Genomic DNA, 16894 nt, shown 5'->3' with positions numbered 1-16894 from the left:
AGGACAGTGGCCAAGCCTGTCCCTAGCGTGCGTCGGCCAGAGCGCACGTCAGGAGATGAACCCGCATTCGGGGGAGGCGAGGGTCAAGTGTTGAAAATCCGCTCCTTGCCGGCGCTGCACGAGAGGGATATTCGGTCATGAATTTCAAAGGTTTGATCAAGCGTGCCGAGACAGTGGAGAGAGCGTTCAAGGAGCTCGAAACCGATTTGGCGGATGCGTTTAGCGAATGTCTCAATGTGGACGATCAGTCGCCGTTGAACGACGTCACTGTGCCGGATGAGACGGTATCGGATGAGAATCTCGCGGCAACGGATGACAGCTCGCAACTCGAAGCCAATGCGGACGCCTTCGAGACCGCGCGACGGCTGTCCCCCCATACGCAAACCCGGCTGGCTGCCTTAAATGCGGTCGATGGGCTCTTTCACGACGCGCAGGAGTATCTGGGGGAGATCAATGCGAAACTGTCGGAGATCGCGACCTCGCATCATCTGACGGGCGAATTCCTGAAACTGCTTCACGGCGACATTCTTCGCGCCAACGAATTGGAGCTGGCAAATACCGGCCTGACCGCGCAGCAAAGGGTGCTGTCCGAACAGCTCCACGATGCAACCAGAAAGCAGCGCGAGCGCGACAGCGCTATCGAGGCCCTGCAGCAGCACGAGGCGAGCCTGGTCGAGGACAAGGAAGCACTTCGCGGCGCGCTGGCTGCGGCAAGGCTGGAACTCGTCGTCGCAGGCAATGCGAGCGCAAAACGCGAGGCCGAGTTCGGCGAGCTTGTCAAAACACTCTCGGCCAGAGCCGTCGAGGCCAACAGACGCTCGCGCGAGAACGAGATGCTGCGGGAGAAACATGTCAGCCTGTCGATCGACCTCGACAAGGCGCTGAAACGGGAGGCCGAGGCCCGGCACAGGCTGGACGAACTCTCGACTGTCCATGCCAATGATGCCGCGCAGGTTTCGGAACTGCTGGCCGCGCTTGGCAAGAGCGAGAAAGAGGAGATGCGACTGCAGAAATCGCTCGATATGGCGCAGGCGAAGCTATCGGAAATAACGGAAGCGGCCCGCATCAGGGACGGTGACAGGGAAGCCGAACTTGCACGCAGTGTCGCGGAGATGACCGGCTTGCGTTCTGAAATCGAGGATCTTCGATCGCGACTGGAGGCCGCCTCCAAGCACAACAGCGAAGCCGCCAGCGAGATCGCCAGGCTCAAGGCCCAAGCGAGCGACGCGGTGGCCGAAAAGCAAATTGTCGAGCAAAAATTGTCCGCTCTCACGAAGGAGAGCGAAAGCGACAAGATGAACCTTTCCGCAATCAGCGCGAATTTTTCGCAGCTTTCCCTGCAGCAGGCATCCGAACAGATACAGTTCGACGTCCAGCGGCAGGAATGCGAGGATCTGCGAGCCGAAGTCGCGTCGCTTCAAGCCCGGGTCAAGGAACTATTGCCCTATGAGCGGCTCCACAAGGTCACCAACGCCAGACCGCGTGAAGACGGCGTGGTCGAGATCACCGCCGCGGTGGCGGAGAAGGCCCGCGCCAGCAGGCGGCGCCTTCGCCTGCGCGCTGCATCCTAGCTCAGGCGCGGCTGTCTGAATTTCGACTGGTGCGAAGCGGACATCCGTCAATGGATGGTGGGTCGAGCGTGAGGCTGGCCTTCCCTGCGTTGGCCTGCGATAGTGCACGCCGGGGAGGCGGAGGGGGCTGAGCATGCGGCTATTCACAAACCGGAATCACCTCCGGTGGAGGATATTGGCCTTCATCGCCCTTATTACGCTTTCGCCGAAAGCGGCGTCGGCCGACACCATTACGCCCGACCGGATCGCCGCGGCCATTGCGAAGCTCGAATTACTGGCCGAAGGCGTCGTCGCGGATGGTAGCGTGCCCGGTCTGGCCATCGGCGTCGTGCATGGCGACGAGGTGATCTTCCTCAAGGGGTTCGGGCATCGCGAAGCCGGAAAACCGGAGATCGTCGATGCTGACACGGTTTTCCAGATTGCCTCGCTCTCCAAGCCGGTCTCCGCCACCGCCGTGGCGGCGCTGGTCAGCGACGGGATCGCTTCGTGGGATTCCAAGATCGCCGACCTCGATCCGGCTTTCCGGCTCGCTCAGCCCTATCCGACCAGCGAACTCACGGTCCGCGACCTGTTTGCGCACCGCAGCGGGCTTCCCGGCACCGCCGGCGACGACCTCGAGGATATCGGCTATGACCGCGCGGAGATCCTGCGCCGGCTGCGGTTCGTGTCGCCGTCATCGAGCTTTCGTGCGGGCTATTCCTACAGTAATTTCGGACTGACCGAGGGTGCCGTCGCGGCCGCGAAGCCGACGGGTAAATCATGGGAAGAGGTCTCCGAAGAGAAGCTCTACCGTCCGCTTGGAATGGCCTCGACCAGCTCGCGTCATTCGGACTTCATCAAACACGCCAACCGCGCCGAGCTCCACGCCAAAATCGATGGCGCCTGGACCGCGAAGGTCCAGCGCTATCCGGATGCGCAGGCGCCAGCAGGCGGCGTCAGTTCCACCGCACGCGACCTCTCGCAATGGATGCGCCTTGTGCTCGGCAACGGGGTCTATGCCGGCAAGAGACTCATTGCCGCCGATGCGCTGGACCAGACACATATTCCCTTGACGGCTCGCGGCAAGAATCCCGTCTCCGGAGGCGAGGCCTTCTACGGCCTCGGCTGGAATATTGAATTCGGCCGGCACGGGCTGATCTGGGGTCATGCGGGCGCCTTCAGCACCGGCGCACGCAGTCTGGTGATGCTCTTCCCCGAGGAGAAGCTTGGCATCGTCGTCATCGCCAACGCCTTTCCGACAGGCGTGCCGGACGGGCTGTCCGACAGCTTCGCCGATCTCGTCTTCGACGGAACGCTGGGCAAGGATAAGATAAAGGCATGGAATGATATCTATGCGAGCATGTTCGGCCCGGTGATTGCGGCGGCCAAGGCCACCTATGCCGCGCCGCCCTCTCCAGCAAGTCCGGCCGAGCCGGCCAGTGCCTATGCAGGCCGTTACTTCAACGACTTCTTCGGCGAAGCTATTGTGTCGGGCGAAGGAGACACCCTTGTCCTCAAGGTCGGGCCCGCCGGCGCGCGGTCCTATTCGCTGAAGCATTTCGACCGCGACCTCTTCGTGACCTTCCCCGATGCCGAGATGCCGGACAGGCCCTCGGCCGTCAGCTTTGCAGTCGGCCCCGACGGCAAGGCGTCAACCATGACCATCGAATTTCTCGACGACAATCATCTCGGCACGCTGCAACGCGTGGGAGATTAGAGCACTTCCAGGAAAGTCCGGAGCGGCTTTCCGTCCATAATTGCGTAAAAACAGATATTTGGAGCGGGTCAGCGACTATCAAAAGCTGGACCGCTTTAGGTCAAAATTCAATCAGCTGGCTGCCGTCAACAGCCGAGATGGTCAAAAAGCAGTCAAGCTTATTATGGTAGGAATCGCCGATAGCGGATTCGACAAATCATGCAAAGACCGACTAACGAGACCAGTCGGCTTTCGTCCCAAATTGGAGACCAGCAGGTGGCCTGGGTGCAGAATTGGGTCTGGCTAGTTAATTGGAACCCGCTGATCGATGAACTCGGTCACATGGCTGGCGAGGCCCTTGATGTCGGATTGCGTAGGATTCTCGAAGACGAGCTCAAAGAAACCGATACAGATGCATCTCCACAGCGATGGGCATCGTGGCATTTCGATGGTCCCCGACCGATTGCCGCTTTGTTCGGAATTGATCAAGGAACAGACATTTTACTCGTTCGGATCGAGGTGCCAGACAACCTTTCTGTACGCGCCGAGACAACACTTGATCTGATGAAGTCATACGCGTTTGTGGCGCTTGACTGATCGTCCGCAATGGGGTCGAACCTGGTCGTTGAGTGTTTGGCTCGTTCTCAACTCAAAGGCGCCGGGCCGAACTGGAGCAATTTGAAGCAATCGCCGCTTCCTGACTTCAACTGCGTCAGGAAGGGTTTCGACCGGTCGAGCCATTCCTGGTGCGATCTCGCATCGGCTTCGATTTCATTGGCCGGTGCAAGCTTGACGAAGCCGCGCCCGTTGCTGAAAAGCCAGCACGCGCGGCCGAGAAACCGCCTGCTGCGCTGGCGCAGGAGGTCGGCATCATAAAAGACGTCGAGCACCTCCTGCTTGATCTTCCGTTCCTTTTCGGGATTGGCGATCGCAACCTCGATCGGCTCGCCGCCGATTGCATCCTGCAGGTCCTTGTAATCCAGGGCGATCTGGGTGGTGGCATATTTGATGTCGCTCTCGTCCCGGACGATGTTGAACCATAGCGTTGGGTTGAGCTCGTTGACGACGAACGATGCTTCGAAATCGCGTGACAGATTGAGAATATCGAACCCCTGAACATCGACGTCGCGCTCGACCAGAAGGATCTGGGAAACCTGCTTGGCGAGCCCCGTTCCCTGGGCGCTGACAGCGGCGTTGTCACCGCCGTGTTCCGGACTGACATAGGCACCGCCATCATCCAGCAGCGCGTCGAATTCGCCGAGGGCCTCCACGACAGCGCTGCCGCGGGCAACACGCGCCGCCAGTTTGGCGAGAACCTGCTGGAGCTCCGTTTCGCGTTTGCGCTGGTCCTGATAATTCTGCTGAAAAAAGAAGATGAACAGGGACACGCCAATCCCGATCAGGATCACGCCCAGCTGCGAAAAGATATTGCGATAATATTCCAGCAGCTTTTCACGATGGCGTACGTCGTCACGCACACTGTGCGCCACGCGAAGATTGACGATCAGCGAAACGACCAGGAGCCCGGCGCCGACCAGGATCAGGCCACCGATCAGCAGGTAGCCATGTCGTGAGTTGAAGTCCATTGCTTTGCCGCGCTCCCGAAACCCCAGACAGCGCAGACTAATACCATTCCGCCTCAACACCTACGATCATCCCCACCATTCGGCCACTGTTCTTACAGCCAGGACTACGCTCGCCATCCGCCTCGTTTCGTGGCGGTCTTCTCGCAGCCGGATTCAGGCCGCGTGCTTGGAACCAATGACGGGCGAGACTGTTCAGCTATGACTTTGATACGACGCCGACGTGCCCGGCCGGCTGGGCATGCGGCGATCTTGAGGAGTTCTCATCATGAAGATTTCGTCCAGATTTCGTTCAGTCGCAGTTGCCGTCATCGCTGCGGCGGCAGTTAGCTTTGCCAGCGTCGCGCATGCCGACAGCGGTACGATCCGCTTCGCCGTCTACAAGGCGGCCTTTTTCATCGGCGGCTCCGGAGGCGAGGGCACACTGACCTTCCATGGTCGCCGATATCCCATCTCGGTCGGCGGCATCTCGGGCGGCCTCGCCTTCGGCGCCTCCAAGACCTATTTCAAAGGTACCGTGCGCCACATACGCCGCGCCCGGGATGTGACGGGGGTGTACGGTGCAGCGGGCGGTGGCGGCGCGCTCGGCAAAGGAGCCCAGGTGATCGTCATGACCAATGACAAGGGTGCCCAACTCGAACTCACGGGCAGGCAGGTAGGCCTGCAAGTCAATGCCGATCTCAGCGGTATGAGCATCTCGCTGAAATAAGGACAGTCACTGCATTCGCTATTCCTTGGATGGGCCGGATTTGGCCGCTCCAAACCGCAGCCCATCCATCAGCAGCGACACCAATCGGCGCGAGCGGTCGCGCCAGTCCTTGGTGTCCGGGGCCGAATAGATGCCGCCCAGCGCATGCAGCACGTCGGAGGCATCGACATCGCCGCGGATCGAGCCGTCGGCGACCGCGGCATCGATCAGCCGCCGCAAGGCGAGCGTCACCCTGCCGGAAACGTCGGAGAACAGGGTTGAGTTGGTCGTGAGCAGGATGCGCAGGCTTGTCGACAGCCCGCGCTTGGTGGCGATGTAGTCGACGAAGCGCTGCATCCATTGTTCGAGCGCCATGTCGGGCGCATGATCGCGGGCGAGTTCGTCGGCCGCCTGGCACAGTCCTTCCACCTCGCGCCGATAAACCACCTCGACCAGGTGCTCGCGGGTTGGGAAATGCCGGTAGAGCGTGCCGATGCCGACGCCGGCCTGGCGCGCAATCTCCTCCAGCGAGGCATCGACGCCTTGCGCGGCAAAGGCTTTTGCCGCGACCTCGACCAGAGCATCGCGGTTGCGCTGCGCGTCGGCGCGCAGCGGCTTTGCAACGGCGGCTTCGGTTTTGTCTCCAGAAATGACGGGCGGCTCCGCGGCCAATTTTTTCTCCAGTGCTGATCCGAAGCATACCCGGATAGGCAGGCCCCGTTTCAAGAACGCAGACGCTTCCACCTTCGTTACGTCTCCGACAAATATAATCGCAAGTAAATATAATCACAGGATCGAATCTGGGCCGGCGTTCCGGCAGGCGAGGCATCTTGCCCGCCCCCGGTGCACGGCCCGTGGATGACGTCCGGTGGATGACGACGGAGGATATTTCCTCGCGGCCGGCACTCGTCATCTGTTCGGCCGATGCCGTGGGGCAAAAATGAGCCCATGTTGAGCACGATCCCCTCAGGATCATTGGACTGTCCTGCCCCTACAGACAGTTCAGAGAGCACCACCGGCTTGGGCCGGTGGTGCTTTTTTGTCTCCAGACATGACGGCCGGCTGCCCTGCCAATTTCCTCCAATTTTGATCATTTTCGATCCGGGGCTTGAACAGGGCGGAGCAGGCCCTTAGGTAACAAACGGAGGCGCCTCCGATTGTGGAGCGCCTTTCTCATGTAATCACGGGATCGGGTATGTCACGTCTTTCGACCTCCCAAGCCGCAGCCCCGGAGCTCGCGCCAAGTCGAACCGACCCCCTCTGCCCTGCCGGGCACTTCCCCCAAGGGGAAGATAGCCTTCACCTAGCCATAAGCTGACCTTGCCGCTCGCCGGCCGGGCACCAGATCATCCCCTCCCGCGTCAAGCAACTGGAGCCAGACGCCCCATGACAAGCAAAACCCGAACTCCAATCCAACTTCGAATCAACGGACATCGACATGAGCTGGAGGTCGAACCGCGCGTTACCCTGCTCGACGCCTTGCGCGACCATCTCGGGCTGACCGGCACCAAGAAGGGCTGCGACCAGGGCCAGTGCGGCGCCTGCACCGTTCATATCGACGGCCAGCGCGTGCTGGCCTGCCTGACGCTTGCCACTCAGGCTGAAAGCAGGGACATCACCACCATCGAAGGGCTTGCCGGGGAGGATGGCACGCTGCATGCGGTGCAGGCCGCCTTCCTCGAACAGGATGCCTTCCAGTGCGGCTATTGCACGCCGGGCCAGATCATGTCGGCGGTCGCCTGCATTCGCGAAGGCCATGCCGGCTCGGATGAGGAGATCCGCGAATACATGGCCGGCAATCTCTGCCGCTGCGGCGCCTATCCGCATATCGTCGCCGCCGTGCGCCAGGCGGCCATGGAGGCCGCGTCATGAGGGACTTTTCGTATCTCCGCGCCGGCTCCGTCGATGCAGCCCGTGAGGCAGCAGCACTTCCCGGCGTCATGCTTCTGGCCGGCGGCACGACGCTTGTCGATCTCGCGAAATGCGGCGTTGCCGAACCCGAGACCGTGGTCGACATTACCCATCTCAAGGGACTGGACACGATTGCCGTTGATGACCGGGGCGCCACGATCGGGGCGCTGGCCAGGATGAGCACCGTCGCCGACCATGCCGGTATCAAGAGCCGGTTCCCTGCCGTTTCGGAGGCGCTGTGGCAGGCGGCATCGGCGCAGCTGCGCAACATGGCGACGATCGGCGGCAATCTGATGCAGCGTACACGCTGCCCCTATTTCCGCGATCCGGCGAATTTCCCCGCCTGCAACAAGCGCTCGCCCGGCAGCGGCTGCTCGGCGATCGGCGGGGTCACCCGCGGCCATGCCGTGCTCGGCACCAGCGAGGCCTGCGTCGCCACCTATCCCGGCGACCTGGCGGTTGCACTCGTCGCCTTCGACGCGATCGTCCATCTCGGCGACCGTCAGATCGCCGTCGATGATTTTTTCCTGTTGCCGGGCAGCACACCCGAAAGGGAACATGCGATCGAGCCCGGCGAGATGACCACCGCGATCGGCATTCCCGCTTCGGCGGCCGCCCGCCGCTCGACCTATCTCAAGGTCCGCGACCGCCAGTCCTATGAATTCGCCGCGGCAAGTGCCGCGGTCGGCATCGAATTCGAGGCCGACGGAAGGACGATCCGCGATCTGCGCGTCGCGCTTGGCGGCGTCGCCACCAAGCCATGGCGCGCCCTTGCCGTCGAAGAGGCGCTGAAAGGCAAAGTGCTCGAGCCGGAGGTCGTCAGGCAAGCCAGCCTGCTCGCCGTCGAGGGCGCCGTCGACCATGGCGCCAACCACTACAAGATCGAACTGGCGCCGCGCGTCGTCGCCCGCGCCATCCTCAAAATGGGAGAAACGGCATGACCGTTCACGAGTTGAGAACAAGACCCGGCGATGCCAAACGCGGCGACGCTTCGGACGGTGCCGTCCTCGCCGACCAGGTCGGCGGCCGGCTGTCGCGCGTCGACGGCCCGGCCAAGATCACCGGTGCCGCCAAATACGCCGTCGAGCAGCAGCTCGAGGGGCTTACCCATGCGGTGCTGGTCGAGAGCACCATTGCCGCCGGCCGGGTGCGTTCGATCGACACGGCCGCGGCCAAGGCGTCGCCCGGCGTGCTGCTGGTGCTGACGCCCGACAATATCCTGCCGCTGAGAACCGCAACGGACTGGCTGGGCACGCCGCCGCCGGACGTCGCTTATTGCCCGCTGGCGCGCGACATCACCTTCAGCGGCCAGCATGTCGCGGCGGTGGTGGCCGAGAGTTTCGAGCAGGCGGTCGCCGCCGCGGCGCTGGTCAAGATCGCCTATGACGAGGCGCCGGCGATCGTCGACCTCAGCGATCCAAAGGCCGGCGACGGCATCCCCGTCGATGCGATGACCAAGGAATGGGGCGAGGCGGAGACAGCGTTCGCCTCGGCTCCGGTCAGGATCTGCAACGCCTACAACACGCCGCGCGAATACCAGGCGCCGATGGAGCCGCATGGCCTGATCGCAAAGTGGCAGGGCGACCAGCTGACGGTCTGGGAGCCGAGCCAATGGCTCGACGGCATGGCGCGGACCTATGCCGAATGGTTCGGCGTGCCGTTCGAGAATGTACGACTGGTCTCGCCTTATATTGGCGGCGGCTTCGGCTCCAAGGCGTTTGCCTATGGCTACGGCGCTGTAGCGGCAGTCGCCGCGAAAATGCTGGGACGGCCGGTGAAGCTGGCGGTCACCAGGCCGCAGACCTTCACCGCCTATGGCGGACGGGCGGCGACGCGCCAGACCGTGGCGCTCGGCGCCAACGCGGAGGGCCAGATCCAGTCGATCGTGCATCGCGGCGTCAACGAGACCTCGGTCGACGGCATGTGGGTCGAGCCGCTCGGCTCGGTCACCTCGGTCATGTACGCGACGCCGAATTTCTCGTCGCGGCAGAACGTCGTGCGGGTCAACACGGTGGTGCCGGGGGCATTGCGCGCGCCGGGCGAGAACCCGAGCGCCTTCGGCATCGAAAGCGCCATCGACGAGCTCGCCTATGAGGTCGGTATCGATCCGCTGGAAATCCGGCTCAGGAATTATGCCGAGCAGGATCCGCATGCGAAGAAGCCGTGGTCGACACGGCAGCTGCGTGAGGCCTTCGCGGCCGGCGCCGAAGCCTTTGGCTGGTCGAAGCGGAACCCCCGGCCGCGTTCGATGCGCGATGGCAACCAGCTGATCGGCTGGGGTGTCGCGGCAGGCACCTATCCGGTGCGGCGCGCCTATGGCGAGGCGGTCGTGCGCATTCTCGCCGACGGCTCGGTCGAGGTCGAAAGCTCATCGATCGACATGGGGCAGGGCACCTACACGATCCTGGCGCAGACCGCCGCCGAGGTGGTGGGCGTGCCGGCGGAAAACGTCGTCGTCAAGCTTGGCGATTCCCGCTATGCCCGTGCCGGCGTCACCGGCGGTTCGCGGCTGGCCGGGGTGATGACCGGCGCCGTCCACAAGGCGGCGAGTGCCGCGCTCGACCAGCTGATCGGGCTCGCCATCAGCGATCCGGCTTCGCCGTTCCATGCGCTGCAGGCCAACACGCTCGTCGTCGCCAATGGCCGCATCGCCTCGCCGCGCGGCAACGGCCCTGAGGTTTCGATCGCCGAACTGCTCAGCAGCGTCGGGCGCGAGCATATCGAGGCGAAGGGCGACACCATGCCGGCCAATTCGACGGTCGAGGACCGCTACAAGAACTACACCACCATAGCCATGGCGCTGCCACACACCGAGGGCGACTATTCCCGCCACAGCTGGTGCGCGCATTTCATCGAAGTCCGCGTCGACGAGGACTTTGGCACGGTTCGCGTCTCCCGCGTGGTGTCGGCGCTGGATTCGGGCCGGCTCTACAATCCCAAGCTCGCCGAAAGCCAATGGAAGGGCGGCATCATCATGGGCATCGGCCAGGCGCTGCTCGAGGAGGGCATCGTCGACCGCCGGCATGGGCGCATCGTCAACAACAATCTCGCCGACTATCTCATCGCCACCAATGCCGACATTCCCGACATCGAGGTGATCTCGGTCGGTATTCCCGATCCGCATTCCTCGGTGCTGGGCGGCAAGGGGGTCGGCGAGCTGGGCATCGTCGGCGTGGCGCCGGCGATCGCCAACGCGGTATTCCACGCCACCGGGAAAAGGGTGCGGGATCTGCCGATCACGCTGGAGAAGCTGATTTAGGCGGAGGTTGGGACTGTCGGCGCGTTGGCGATTGGCAAAAGCCGAGGTGACGACCGATCTCCCCACGAGAGGGGAGATCGGCAGCTTCAACGCTCTGCCTTTTTCAGGCTCACCACGACAGACTGAACGCGAGCTTGCCGAAATGCCGGCCGCCGGCTGCCATGTGGGCGTAGGCCTCGGTCGCCTGGTGCTGGCTGTAGACAGTGTCGATGACCGGATCGATACGGGCGGCGCCGATGGCCCGCGCCGCGTCGCACAGATCGGATACCGAACCGGTGTTGTTGCCCACCACCTTGAGTGCCTTGATGATGATCGGTAGCAGGTTCGTGGTGGCCTCGGCGCCGGTGACGAAGCCGATGGCGAACACCGTGCCGCCGGGCGCCGCGGCATTGATGGAGCGGGCGAAGGTGGCCGAGCCGCCGGTTTCGACGATCAGATCGGCGCCGAGCCCGTCGGTCAACTCGAGCACCTTGGCGTCCCAGTCCGGCGTCTCACGATAATTAATGAGATGATCCGCACCCAAGGCCTTGGCGCGCGCCAGCTTTTCGTCAGACGACGAGGTGATGATGACCGTGGCGCCGGCTGCCTTGGCCAGCTGCAGGGTCAGGATCGAGACACCGCCGGTACCGAGCAGGACGACGACCGACCCCGGCCCGGCATCGGCGGCGCGAAGCGCATTCCACGCGGTGGTGCCGGCGATCGGCAGCGTCGCTGCCGCTTCGAAGGACAGATGCGCCGGCATCGGCACGACGGCATTGGCCGGCAGCGCGACATATTCGGCGAGCGAGCCGGGCAGTGTCAGCCCGCGCATCTCTCTGGTCTCGTAAGGCCGCGGACGGCCGCCGATCCAGCGCGGTTTTGCATGGGCGATGACGCGGTCGTTGATGGCGAGCCTCGACACGCCCTCGCCGATGCCGACGATCTCGCCGGCGCCGTCGACGACGGGAATGAGCGGAAAGCTCGGACCTGGATAGTTGCCGCTCGCTATCGCGACATCGACAAAATTGAGGCTTGCGGCGCGCAGGCGGATCAGCACTTCGCCGCGCTGCGGTTCAGGCGTGGGAACGGTGGCCGCGCGAAACGCGTCCAGTCTCGGGGCAGTCAGTTCGATCGCTTTCATGTCTCACTCCGGTTGATGGCCGATTGACGGGCCGGGATTGAGTGAAACTAGCTGCTGCGCTATTGGTATATAATCCTTGTGTTTTACATTTGAGCTCTGCGCCTGATGCAGCAATCGCACGAACCGGCAGCATTGGTCGAAATGGCCGCCTTCGCGGCCATCGCCGAAGCACGCTCCTTCACCAAGGCGGCTGCTCGCATCGGCCGCGACGCGACGATCCTGTCGCGGCGCCTTGCCTCGCTGGAAGAGCGGTTGGGCGTGCGCCTGCTGCACCGGACGACACGAAGCGTGTCGCTGACCGAGGCGGGTTCGGAATTTCTCGTTCGCGTCCGCGCCATCCTGGCTGCGGTCGACGAGGCCGAGGCTGCCGCGTCGGCGCATGCCGGCGGCGGGCCGCGCGGCGTGCTGCGGCTGGCGCTGCCCGGCTCGTTCGGGCGCATGTGGATCGGCCCGCTGCTGCCGCAGTTTCTCGCCGAATTTCCCGATGTCCGTATCGAGGCCGAGTTCTCCAACCGCTTCGTAGATCTCGTCGCCGAGAATTTCGATGTCGCCGTGCGTCTCGGCGCGCTGGAGGATTCGCGGCTGGTGGCGCGCAAGGTCGCTACACGGCGGCGGCTGCTGTGCGCCGCGCCGTCCTACCTCGCCCGCCGGGGCACGCCGACTGAACCTGAAGCACTGCTGGAACACAGTTGCCTGGGCTTCTCAGGCTTCCAGACCTTTCCGGCCTGGGAGATGACCGACAGTTCGGGCCGTCGCGTCAGTATCGAGGTCTCCGGGCCGCTGGTCACCGATGATGCCGAGGTACTGGTCGAAGCCGCCGTGCAAGGCGTCGGACTGATGATGAGCACGGATTGGCTGGTCGGACGCGAGCTCGCCGACGGCCGTCTGGTGCCAGTGCTGGAGGACTGGACGCTTGCCGACGAGGGCGCCGTCTATGTCGTCATGCCTTCGGCCAAGGGGCAAGCCGCCAAGACACGTGCCTTCGCCGACTGGATCGGCAAACGCTTTGCGCCGGTCCCGCCGTGGCGGAGGTGAGGGTGCTGATCTCCCCCCTTGAGGGGGAGATGTCGCCGAAGGCGACAGAGGGGGTCGCGGCGCGTGAGGCGTCAGCGCCGTCTCTCGTAGAGGAAGGCGTCGGCGATCTATGTGAGACGACCCCCTCTGGCCGCTTCGCGGCCGTCTCCCCCTCGAGGGCCCCTCGAGGGGGGAGATCACGTGCTCAGCCGCCTCCGCCTCCACCACCCTGCTTGATGAAATGACCGAGCAGATCCATCGGCACCGGAAACACGACCGTCGACGAGCGCTCACCGGCGATGTCATGGAGAGCCTCGAAATAGCGTAGCTGCATGGCCTGCGGTGCTTCGGCCAGCATCTTGCCGGCCTCGACGAGCTTTGCCGCCGCCTGCTGTTCGCCGTCGGCATTGATCACTTTCGCACGCCGCAGCCGTTCCGCCTCGGCCTGCTTGGCGATGGCGCGGACCATGTTCTCGTTGAGGTCGACATGCTTGATCTCGACATCGGAGACCTTGATGCCCCAGGCATCGGTCCGCTGGTCGAGAATCTCCTGGATATCGCTGTTGAGCTTGTCACGTTCGGCCAGCATTTCATCGAGCTCATGCTTGCCGAGCACCGAGCGCAACGTGGTCTGTGCCAGCTGGTTGGTGGCGGTCATGAAGTCTTCAACCTGGATCACCGCCCGCTCGGCGTCGACGATACGAAAATACAGCACCGCGTTGACCTTCACCGAGACGTTGTCGCGCGAGATCACGTCCTGCGGCGGGACGTCCTGGACCACCACTCGCAGGTCGACCTTCACCATCTGCTGCACGAAGGGGATGAGGATGATAAGGCCGGGGCCCTTGACCCCGGTGAAGCGGCCGAGCGTGAAGACCACGCCGCGCTCATATTCCCGCAGGATGCGAATGGCCGCGGATAGGAACATGACCACGACGAGCGCTGCTGCCAGATAGGCCACATAACCGATGATCATTGCCTTGCTCCATCGCTTCTCACATTGCGGCGCCGTATCGTCAGCACGAGATCCCTGACATCGGCCACCTCGACGCTGTCGCCCACTGCAAGCGGTTCGTCGGCTTTTGCCCGCCAGCGCTCGCCCCGGGCGAGCACGTGGCCCTCGCTGCCCTGCCAGTCGAGGACCTCCGCCGGCAGCCCCTGCATGGCCTGTGCGCCAACACGCGGAACGTTCTTGCGGGCCGCCCACAGATAGCTGCCGGTCAACAGCGCCAGGCCGAGCGTCAGGACGGCGGCGGTGCCGATAACGGCCCACGACATCTCGAAGCCGGGCCCCTCGATCCTGAGCAGCATTGCTGCGCCCAGCAGAAACGCAGCCACGCCTCCCAGCCCAAGGACCACAGTCGGGTTCAAGGCTTCGACGACCAGGAAGATGATGCCAAGCAGCATCAAGGCAAGGCCGGCATAGCTGATCGGCAGGAGATTGAGCGCATAGAGTCCGAGCAGAAGGCAGATCGTGCCGATCACGCCGGGCGCGACCGCGCCCGGGCTCGTGAATTCGAAAACGAGGCCATAGACGCCGACCAGCATCAGGATGACGGCGATGTTCGGGTCCGTGATGACGGCGAGAAGCCGGATGAGCCAGCCTGGCTCGAGCGTTTCGACCGGCAGCCCTTTCGTCGCCAATGCCTCTTTTTTGCCGGCGATCTCGACGGTCCGGCCGTCGGCCAGTTGAAGCAGTTCGGTGGTGTCGCGGGCGACGAAGTCGATGACATGCTGCTGCAGCGCCGCGCCGGCCGACAGGCTGGCCGCCTCGCGCACGGCCTTTTCTCCCCATTCGGCATTGCGCCCGCGCAATTCAGCCAGGCTGCGGATCAGGGCAACGGCATCGTTCGTCGCCTTGGCGATCATCGCATCGCCCGCGGGTGCGTTCTTCTTGTCCTTGTCCGCCTCCGGGCCATCGTTCTTGCCGCCGGGAAACGATGGCAGCGGCCCGCCCATCTCGATCGGCGTTGCCGCGCCCAGATTGGTGCCGGGCGCCATCGCCGCCAGATGGGTGGCGTAGAGGATGTAGGTTCCGGCGCTCGCCGCGTGCCCGCCGGCGGGCGCGACATAGCCGATGACGGGAACCGGCGAGGCGAGAATGCCGGCGATCATCTCGCGCATGCTGGTGACCAGCCCGCCGGGCGTGTCCATCTGCAGGATGAGAGCCTGGGCATTTCGGTCCGCGGCCACCGCCAGTGCTTCCTCGAGCTGCCTGGCACTCGCCGGACCGATGGCGCCGTCTATCTCGACGCGCAACACAATTTTCTCCCGGCCGTCCGCCTCTCCGGTTGCTGAAGAGGGACAAACGGCCGCAACAGCCACGAAAGCCGCGGCAAGCAGGACCGCACGCGCGAGTTTCACGCTCAAAGCTCCACATCTAGGAATATGGGCTGGATTTTGCCGAAATCCATGATGCTTCGCGGCGGGTGACGCATCGCACCGTCCTGCTGGGCGTCGGCCTGCTCAGCGGCGGCTATGGCACCGAGGAGCTCCGCCAATCGGGCGCGTTTCGCGTCTATGAAGATCCAGACGACACGCTGCGCGCCATGTCGACGAAGTCGGCGGCCGCACATGAAGGCGACGGCGGGCTGTCGCCGTCATTCGATCACACCTATGTCTCTTGCGCATTGGAGCCATCTAGCGGGCTTCTATTGCGCGACGTCCTCCTGCGTTGTCTGTTCCTGGATTCGGGCGGGTGCCCCGAGACACTGATCGTAGCCGATGGTGCAATTATTCAGACATTCGTTGCGCCCCTGGATGGATTTGACGCTGTTGTAGTCGATCGGCACAGCCTGGCATTTCTTCTGGCACGCCTGGTCCTTCTCGGCGCAATTCGTGCCGTGGCCCTTAGGGTACTTCTTCGTGGTCGCTTCAGCGTTCAATGGCATGACGGCCAGCAGCGCCAGCAGCGTCGGTATCAGTCGGAGCATACGCATGGATCCTCCCTTGCGCGTTAGACCTCTGCACTTGGAGGCAATGTTTGCGCGCCATTTCCGCTGGCCGCATCACCCGTGCGGGGGATGGACGGCAGCGGGGCCGCCGCTAGCCCAGGCAATTTCCCCGTGGTCGGTTCTGATCGTCATCGCTCCGGCCGGCAGCCGATCACAAAACGCGACGACGTTCAGGCAGTCATGTCGCGCGCTGGGCACGATCAGGCCGTCATAATCGAGGAAATGCGCGGCCTCGCCGATGTCTTGCGACCTCGGATATTCGGCGTGCTTTTCCTGATACGAAAGCTGCCCGTAGCGCGCGGTGTCGAGGCCAAGGGTCTGCAAGGCTGCCAGGTCGAGCAGTCTGAGCGTCCGGTCCAAAGCAAGATCGATCTCGAAGAGATTGTATCTGACGCGCGAAGGGATCACTGGCTGCCCCCGCGTCAGGTGGAATCTCATCTCGCTCAAGGCACCTTCGCGCTCTTGCGAAGTGTAGAGCATGTCGAACGTTCCATCGTCCCAACGGCCACCGGAGCTCGAGCACTGGATCGGGCTGCGGCCCTGGCGCACCACACGCCAAACCGTCCCGGAGTATTCGACCGGAACTATTGCCTCGATAGCGTCGATGAGCCGGCTATCGCGTCGTTTCCGCCCGGCGATCGCCAATTACAGAAAGACCTCGTTCTCAAGCCGGTCGATGACTTTGAGCACGTCGAGGGCGCGGTCGTCGTGAATGAGATCTATCGCCCTTTCACCGTTCAATTGCGGGTGGCGAGCGTAAAGCCAGGTGCGGATATCGCTTGGCTCGTAGAATTCCTGCAGTCGGCCGACGATATAGTGCAGGTCCGACAGAATGAGCTCGCTGCGCGGCTGGGGCTTGATGTCGCCGGCCTTCCACCTCGAAACCGTGGCCTTGGACACGTCGGTGATGTTTGCAATATCGGTTCCCTTGAGGCCGCCAAACGTACCCAATTCGTCCAGGAATCTGGGAACCGCCCGCAACGCAGTAGCCATGTTTTCTCTCCGGCTTCCAAGCCAGCTTCGCCCATGCGTTTCAGCCCTGACACTTTGACTGCATCGGCGCATTTCAGTTTCACAAATGGAAAATATGAAACAGAGATGCAAATGTCAATTGCCGCT

At 63.3% G+C, this 16894-nt stretch carries 16 protein-coding genes and 1 pseudogene; 9 read left to right on the top strand and 8 right to left on the bottom strand.

The features are described 5' to 3' along the window. The first annotated feature begins 137 nt into the window (after positions 1-137). The 3 genes from NKH59_RS00545 (at position 138) to NKH59_RS00535 (ending at position 3843) form a co-directional block, all read left to right on the top strand. Positions 138-1571 (top strand): coiled-coil domain-containing protein, encoded by a 1434-nt coding sequence (locus NKH59_RS00545; protein WP_353020512.1) that lies wholly within the window; start codon positions 138-140, stop codon positions 1569-1571. Between the two features lie 133 nt (positions 1572-1704). Continuing rightward, positions 1705-3267, top strand: a complete 1563-nt coding sequence (locus NKH59_RS00540; protein ID WP_353020509.1) for a serine hydrolase — start codon at positions 1705-1707, stop codon at positions 3265-3267. Between the two features lie 255 nt (positions 3268-3522). Further along, on the top strand, positions 3523-3843 hold the full coding sequence (locus NKH59_RS00535) for a hypothetical protein (RefSeq protein ID WP_352541194.1): 321 nt from the start codon (positions 3523-3525) through the stop codon (positions 3841-3843). Between the two features lie 47 nt (positions 3844-3890). Here the strand turns inward: NKH59_RS00535 and NKH59_RS00530 are convergent, their stop codons facing one another. Next, positions 3891-4832, bottom strand: coding sequence for a hypothetical protein (locus NKH59_RS00530; protein WP_352541193.1), 942 nt, complete (start codon positions 4830-4832; stop codon positions 3891-3893). A gap of 265 nt (positions 4833-5097) precedes the next feature. Between NKH59_RS00530 and NKH59_RS00525 the strand changes: the two genes are divergently transcribed. Continuing rightward, positions 5098-5538, top strand: coding sequence for a lipid-binding SYLF domain-containing protein (locus NKH59_RS00525; protein ID WP_352451439.1), 441 nt, complete (start codon positions 5098-5100; stop codon positions 5536-5538). Between the two features lie 18 nt (positions 5539-5556). On the opposite strand, the gene NKH59_RS00520 is transcribed toward NKH59_RS00525, so the two are convergent. Continuing rightward, positions 5557-6189, bottom strand: a complete 633-nt coding sequence (locus NKH59_RS00520; RefSeq protein ID WP_023677324.1) for a TetR/AcrR family transcriptional regulator — start codon at positions 6187-6189, stop codon at positions 5557-5559. A 714-nt stretch (positions 6190-6903) separates the two neighbouring features. Between NKH59_RS00520 and NKH59_RS00515 the strand changes: the two genes are divergently transcribed. Genes NKH59_RS00515 through NKH59_RS00505 form a run of 3 tightly spaced genes read left to right on the top strand, consistent with a single transcriptional unit; the run spans position 6904 to position 10687 of the window. Next, positions 6904-7389 (top strand): (2Fe-2S)-binding protein, encoded by a 486-nt coding sequence (locus NKH59_RS00515; RefSeq protein WP_352451438.1) that lies wholly within the window; start codon positions 6904-6906, stop codon positions 7387-7389. Then, complete coding sequence (locus NKH59_RS00510) at positions 7386-8369, top strand: FAD binding domain-containing protein (protein WP_352541192.1); 984 nt, start codon at positions 7386-7388, stop codon at positions 8367-8369. The genes NKH59_RS00515 and NKH59_RS00510 overlap by 4 nt, the downstream gene beginning before the upstream one ends. Further along, positions 8366-10687 (top strand): xanthine dehydrogenase family protein molybdopterin-binding subunit, encoded by a 2322-nt coding sequence (locus tag NKH59_RS00505; protein WP_352541191.1) that lies wholly within the window; start codon positions 8366-8368, stop codon positions 10685-10687. The genes NKH59_RS00510 and NKH59_RS00505 overlap by 4 nt, the downstream gene beginning before the upstream one ends. Before the next feature lie 109 nt (positions 10688-10796). Here the strand turns inward: NKH59_RS00505 and NKH59_RS00500 are convergent, their stop codons facing one another. After that, entirely contained in the window at positions 10797-11807 is a 1011-nt protein-coding gene (locus NKH59_RS00500; protein ID WP_352541190.1) for a zinc-dependent alcohol dehydrogenase family protein, read from the bottom strand. Positions 11808-11912: 105 nt separating this feature from the next. Between NKH59_RS00500 and NKH59_RS00495 the strand changes: the two genes are divergently transcribed. Continuing rightward, positions 11913-12842, top strand: a complete 930-nt coding sequence (locus NKH59_RS00495; protein ID WP_352501246.1) for a LysR family transcriptional regulator — start codon at positions 11913-11915, stop codon at positions 12840-12842. Between the two features lie 184 nt (positions 12843-13026). On the opposite strand, the gene NKH59_RS00490 is transcribed toward NKH59_RS00495, so the two are convergent. Together NKH59_RS00490 and NKH59_RS00485 are read right to left on the bottom strand one after the other, a co-directional pair. Continuing rightward, complete coding sequence (locus NKH59_RS00490) at positions 13027-13797, bottom strand: slipin family protein (protein WP_023680344.1); 771 nt, start codon at positions 13795-13797, stop codon at positions 13027-13029. Further along, a complete protein-coding gene (locus tag NKH59_RS00485) occupies positions 13794-15185 on the bottom strand; it encodes an NfeD family protein (protein ID WP_352541189.1) in 1392 nt (463 codons plus the stop codon). The genes NKH59_RS00490 and NKH59_RS00485 overlap by 4 nt, the downstream gene beginning before the upstream one ends. 86 nt (positions 15186-15271) lie before the next feature. Here NKH59_RS00485 and NKH59_RS00480 point away from each other — a divergent pair. Next, positions 15272-15399, top strand: a pseudogene (locus tag NKH59_RS00480) (HAD family hydrolase); the annotation flags it as partial. A gap of 73 nt (positions 15400-15472) precedes the next feature. Here the strand turns inward: NKH59_RS00480 and NKH59_RS00475 are convergent. The 3 genes from NKH59_RS00475 to NKH59_RS00465 form a co-directional block, all read right to left on the bottom strand. Next, positions 15473-15754, bottom strand: coding sequence for a hypothetical protein (locus NKH59_RS00475; RefSeq protein ID WP_352501245.1), 282 nt, complete (start codon positions 15752-15754; stop codon positions 15473-15475). 75 nt (positions 15755-15829) lie between these two features. Beyond that, positions 15830-16420 (bottom strand): RES family NAD+ phosphorylase, encoded by a 591-nt coding sequence (locus tag NKH59_RS00470; RefSeq protein WP_353020506.1) that lies wholly within the window; start codon positions 16418-16420, stop codon positions 15830-15832. Beyond that, positions 16421-16768, bottom strand: coding sequence for an antitoxin Xre/MbcA/ParS toxin-binding domain-containing protein (locus NKH59_RS00465; protein ID WP_254819704.1), 348 nt, complete (start codon positions 16766-16768; stop codon positions 16421-16423). It lies immediately after the preceding gene. Between the last annotated feature and the right edge of the window lie 126 nt (positions 16769-16894).

The organism is Mesorhizobium sp. M0998, from assembly GCF_040318885.1.
In the GTDB taxonomy this organism is placed as follows: Bacteria; Pseudomonadota; Alphaproteobacteria; order Rhizobiales; family Rhizobiaceae; genus Mesorhizobium.
The sequence above is the reverse complement of the archived record's forward strand: the minus strand, read 5'-3'. Positions and strand labels throughout refer to the sequence as shown.

Bases quoted from the DNA above. Each gene is read 5' to 3' on its own strand.
- NKH59_RS00530 (WP_352541193.1), bottom strand. From the start codon at position 4,832: ATGGACTTCAACTCACGACATGGCTACCTGCTGATCGGTGGCCTGATC.
- NKH59_RS00495 (WP_352501246.1), top strand. From the start codon at position 11,913: ATGCAGCAATCGCACGAACCGGCAGCATTGGTCGAAATGGCCGCCTTC.
- NKH59_RS00510 (WP_352541192.1), top strand. From the start codon at position 7,386: ATGAGGGACTTTTCGTATCTCCGCGCCGGCTCCGTCGATGCAGCCCGT.
- NKH59_RS00500 (WP_352541190.1), bottom strand. From the start codon at position 11,807: ATGAAAGCGATCGAACTGACTGCCCCGAGACTGGACGCGTTTCGCGCG.
- NKH59_RS00465 (WP_254819704.1), bottom strand. From the start codon at position 16,768: ATGGCTACTGCGTTGCGGGCGGTTCCCAGATTCCTGGACGAATTGGGT.
- NKH59_RS00525 (WP_352451439.1), top strand. From the start codon at position 5,098: ATGAAGATTTCGTCCAGATTTCGTTCAGTCGCAGTTGCCGTCATCGCT.
- NKH59_RS00475 (WP_352501245.1), bottom strand. From the start codon at position 15,754: ATGCTCCGACTGATACCGACGCTGCTGGCGCTGCTGGCCGTCATGCCA.
- NKH59_RS00540 (WP_353020509.1), top strand. From the start codon at position 1,705: ATGCGGCTATTCACAAACCGGAATCACCTCCGGTGGAGGATATTGGCC.
- NKH59_RS00515 (WP_352451438.1), top strand. From the start codon at position 6,904: ATGACAAGCAAAACCCGAACTCCAATCCAACTTCGAATCAACGGACAT.
- NKH59_RS00490 (WP_023680344.1), bottom strand. From the start codon at position 13,797: ATGATCATCGGTTATGTGGCCTATCTGGCAGCAGCGCTCGTCGTGGTC.
- NKH59_RS00545 (WP_353020512.1), top strand. From the start codon at position 138: ATGAATTTCAAAGGTTTGATCAAGCGTGCCGAGACAGTGGAGAGAGCG.
- NKH59_RS00505 (WP_352541191.1), top strand. From the start codon at position 8,366: ATGACCGTTCACGAGTTGAGAACAAGACCCGGCGATGCCAAACGCGGC.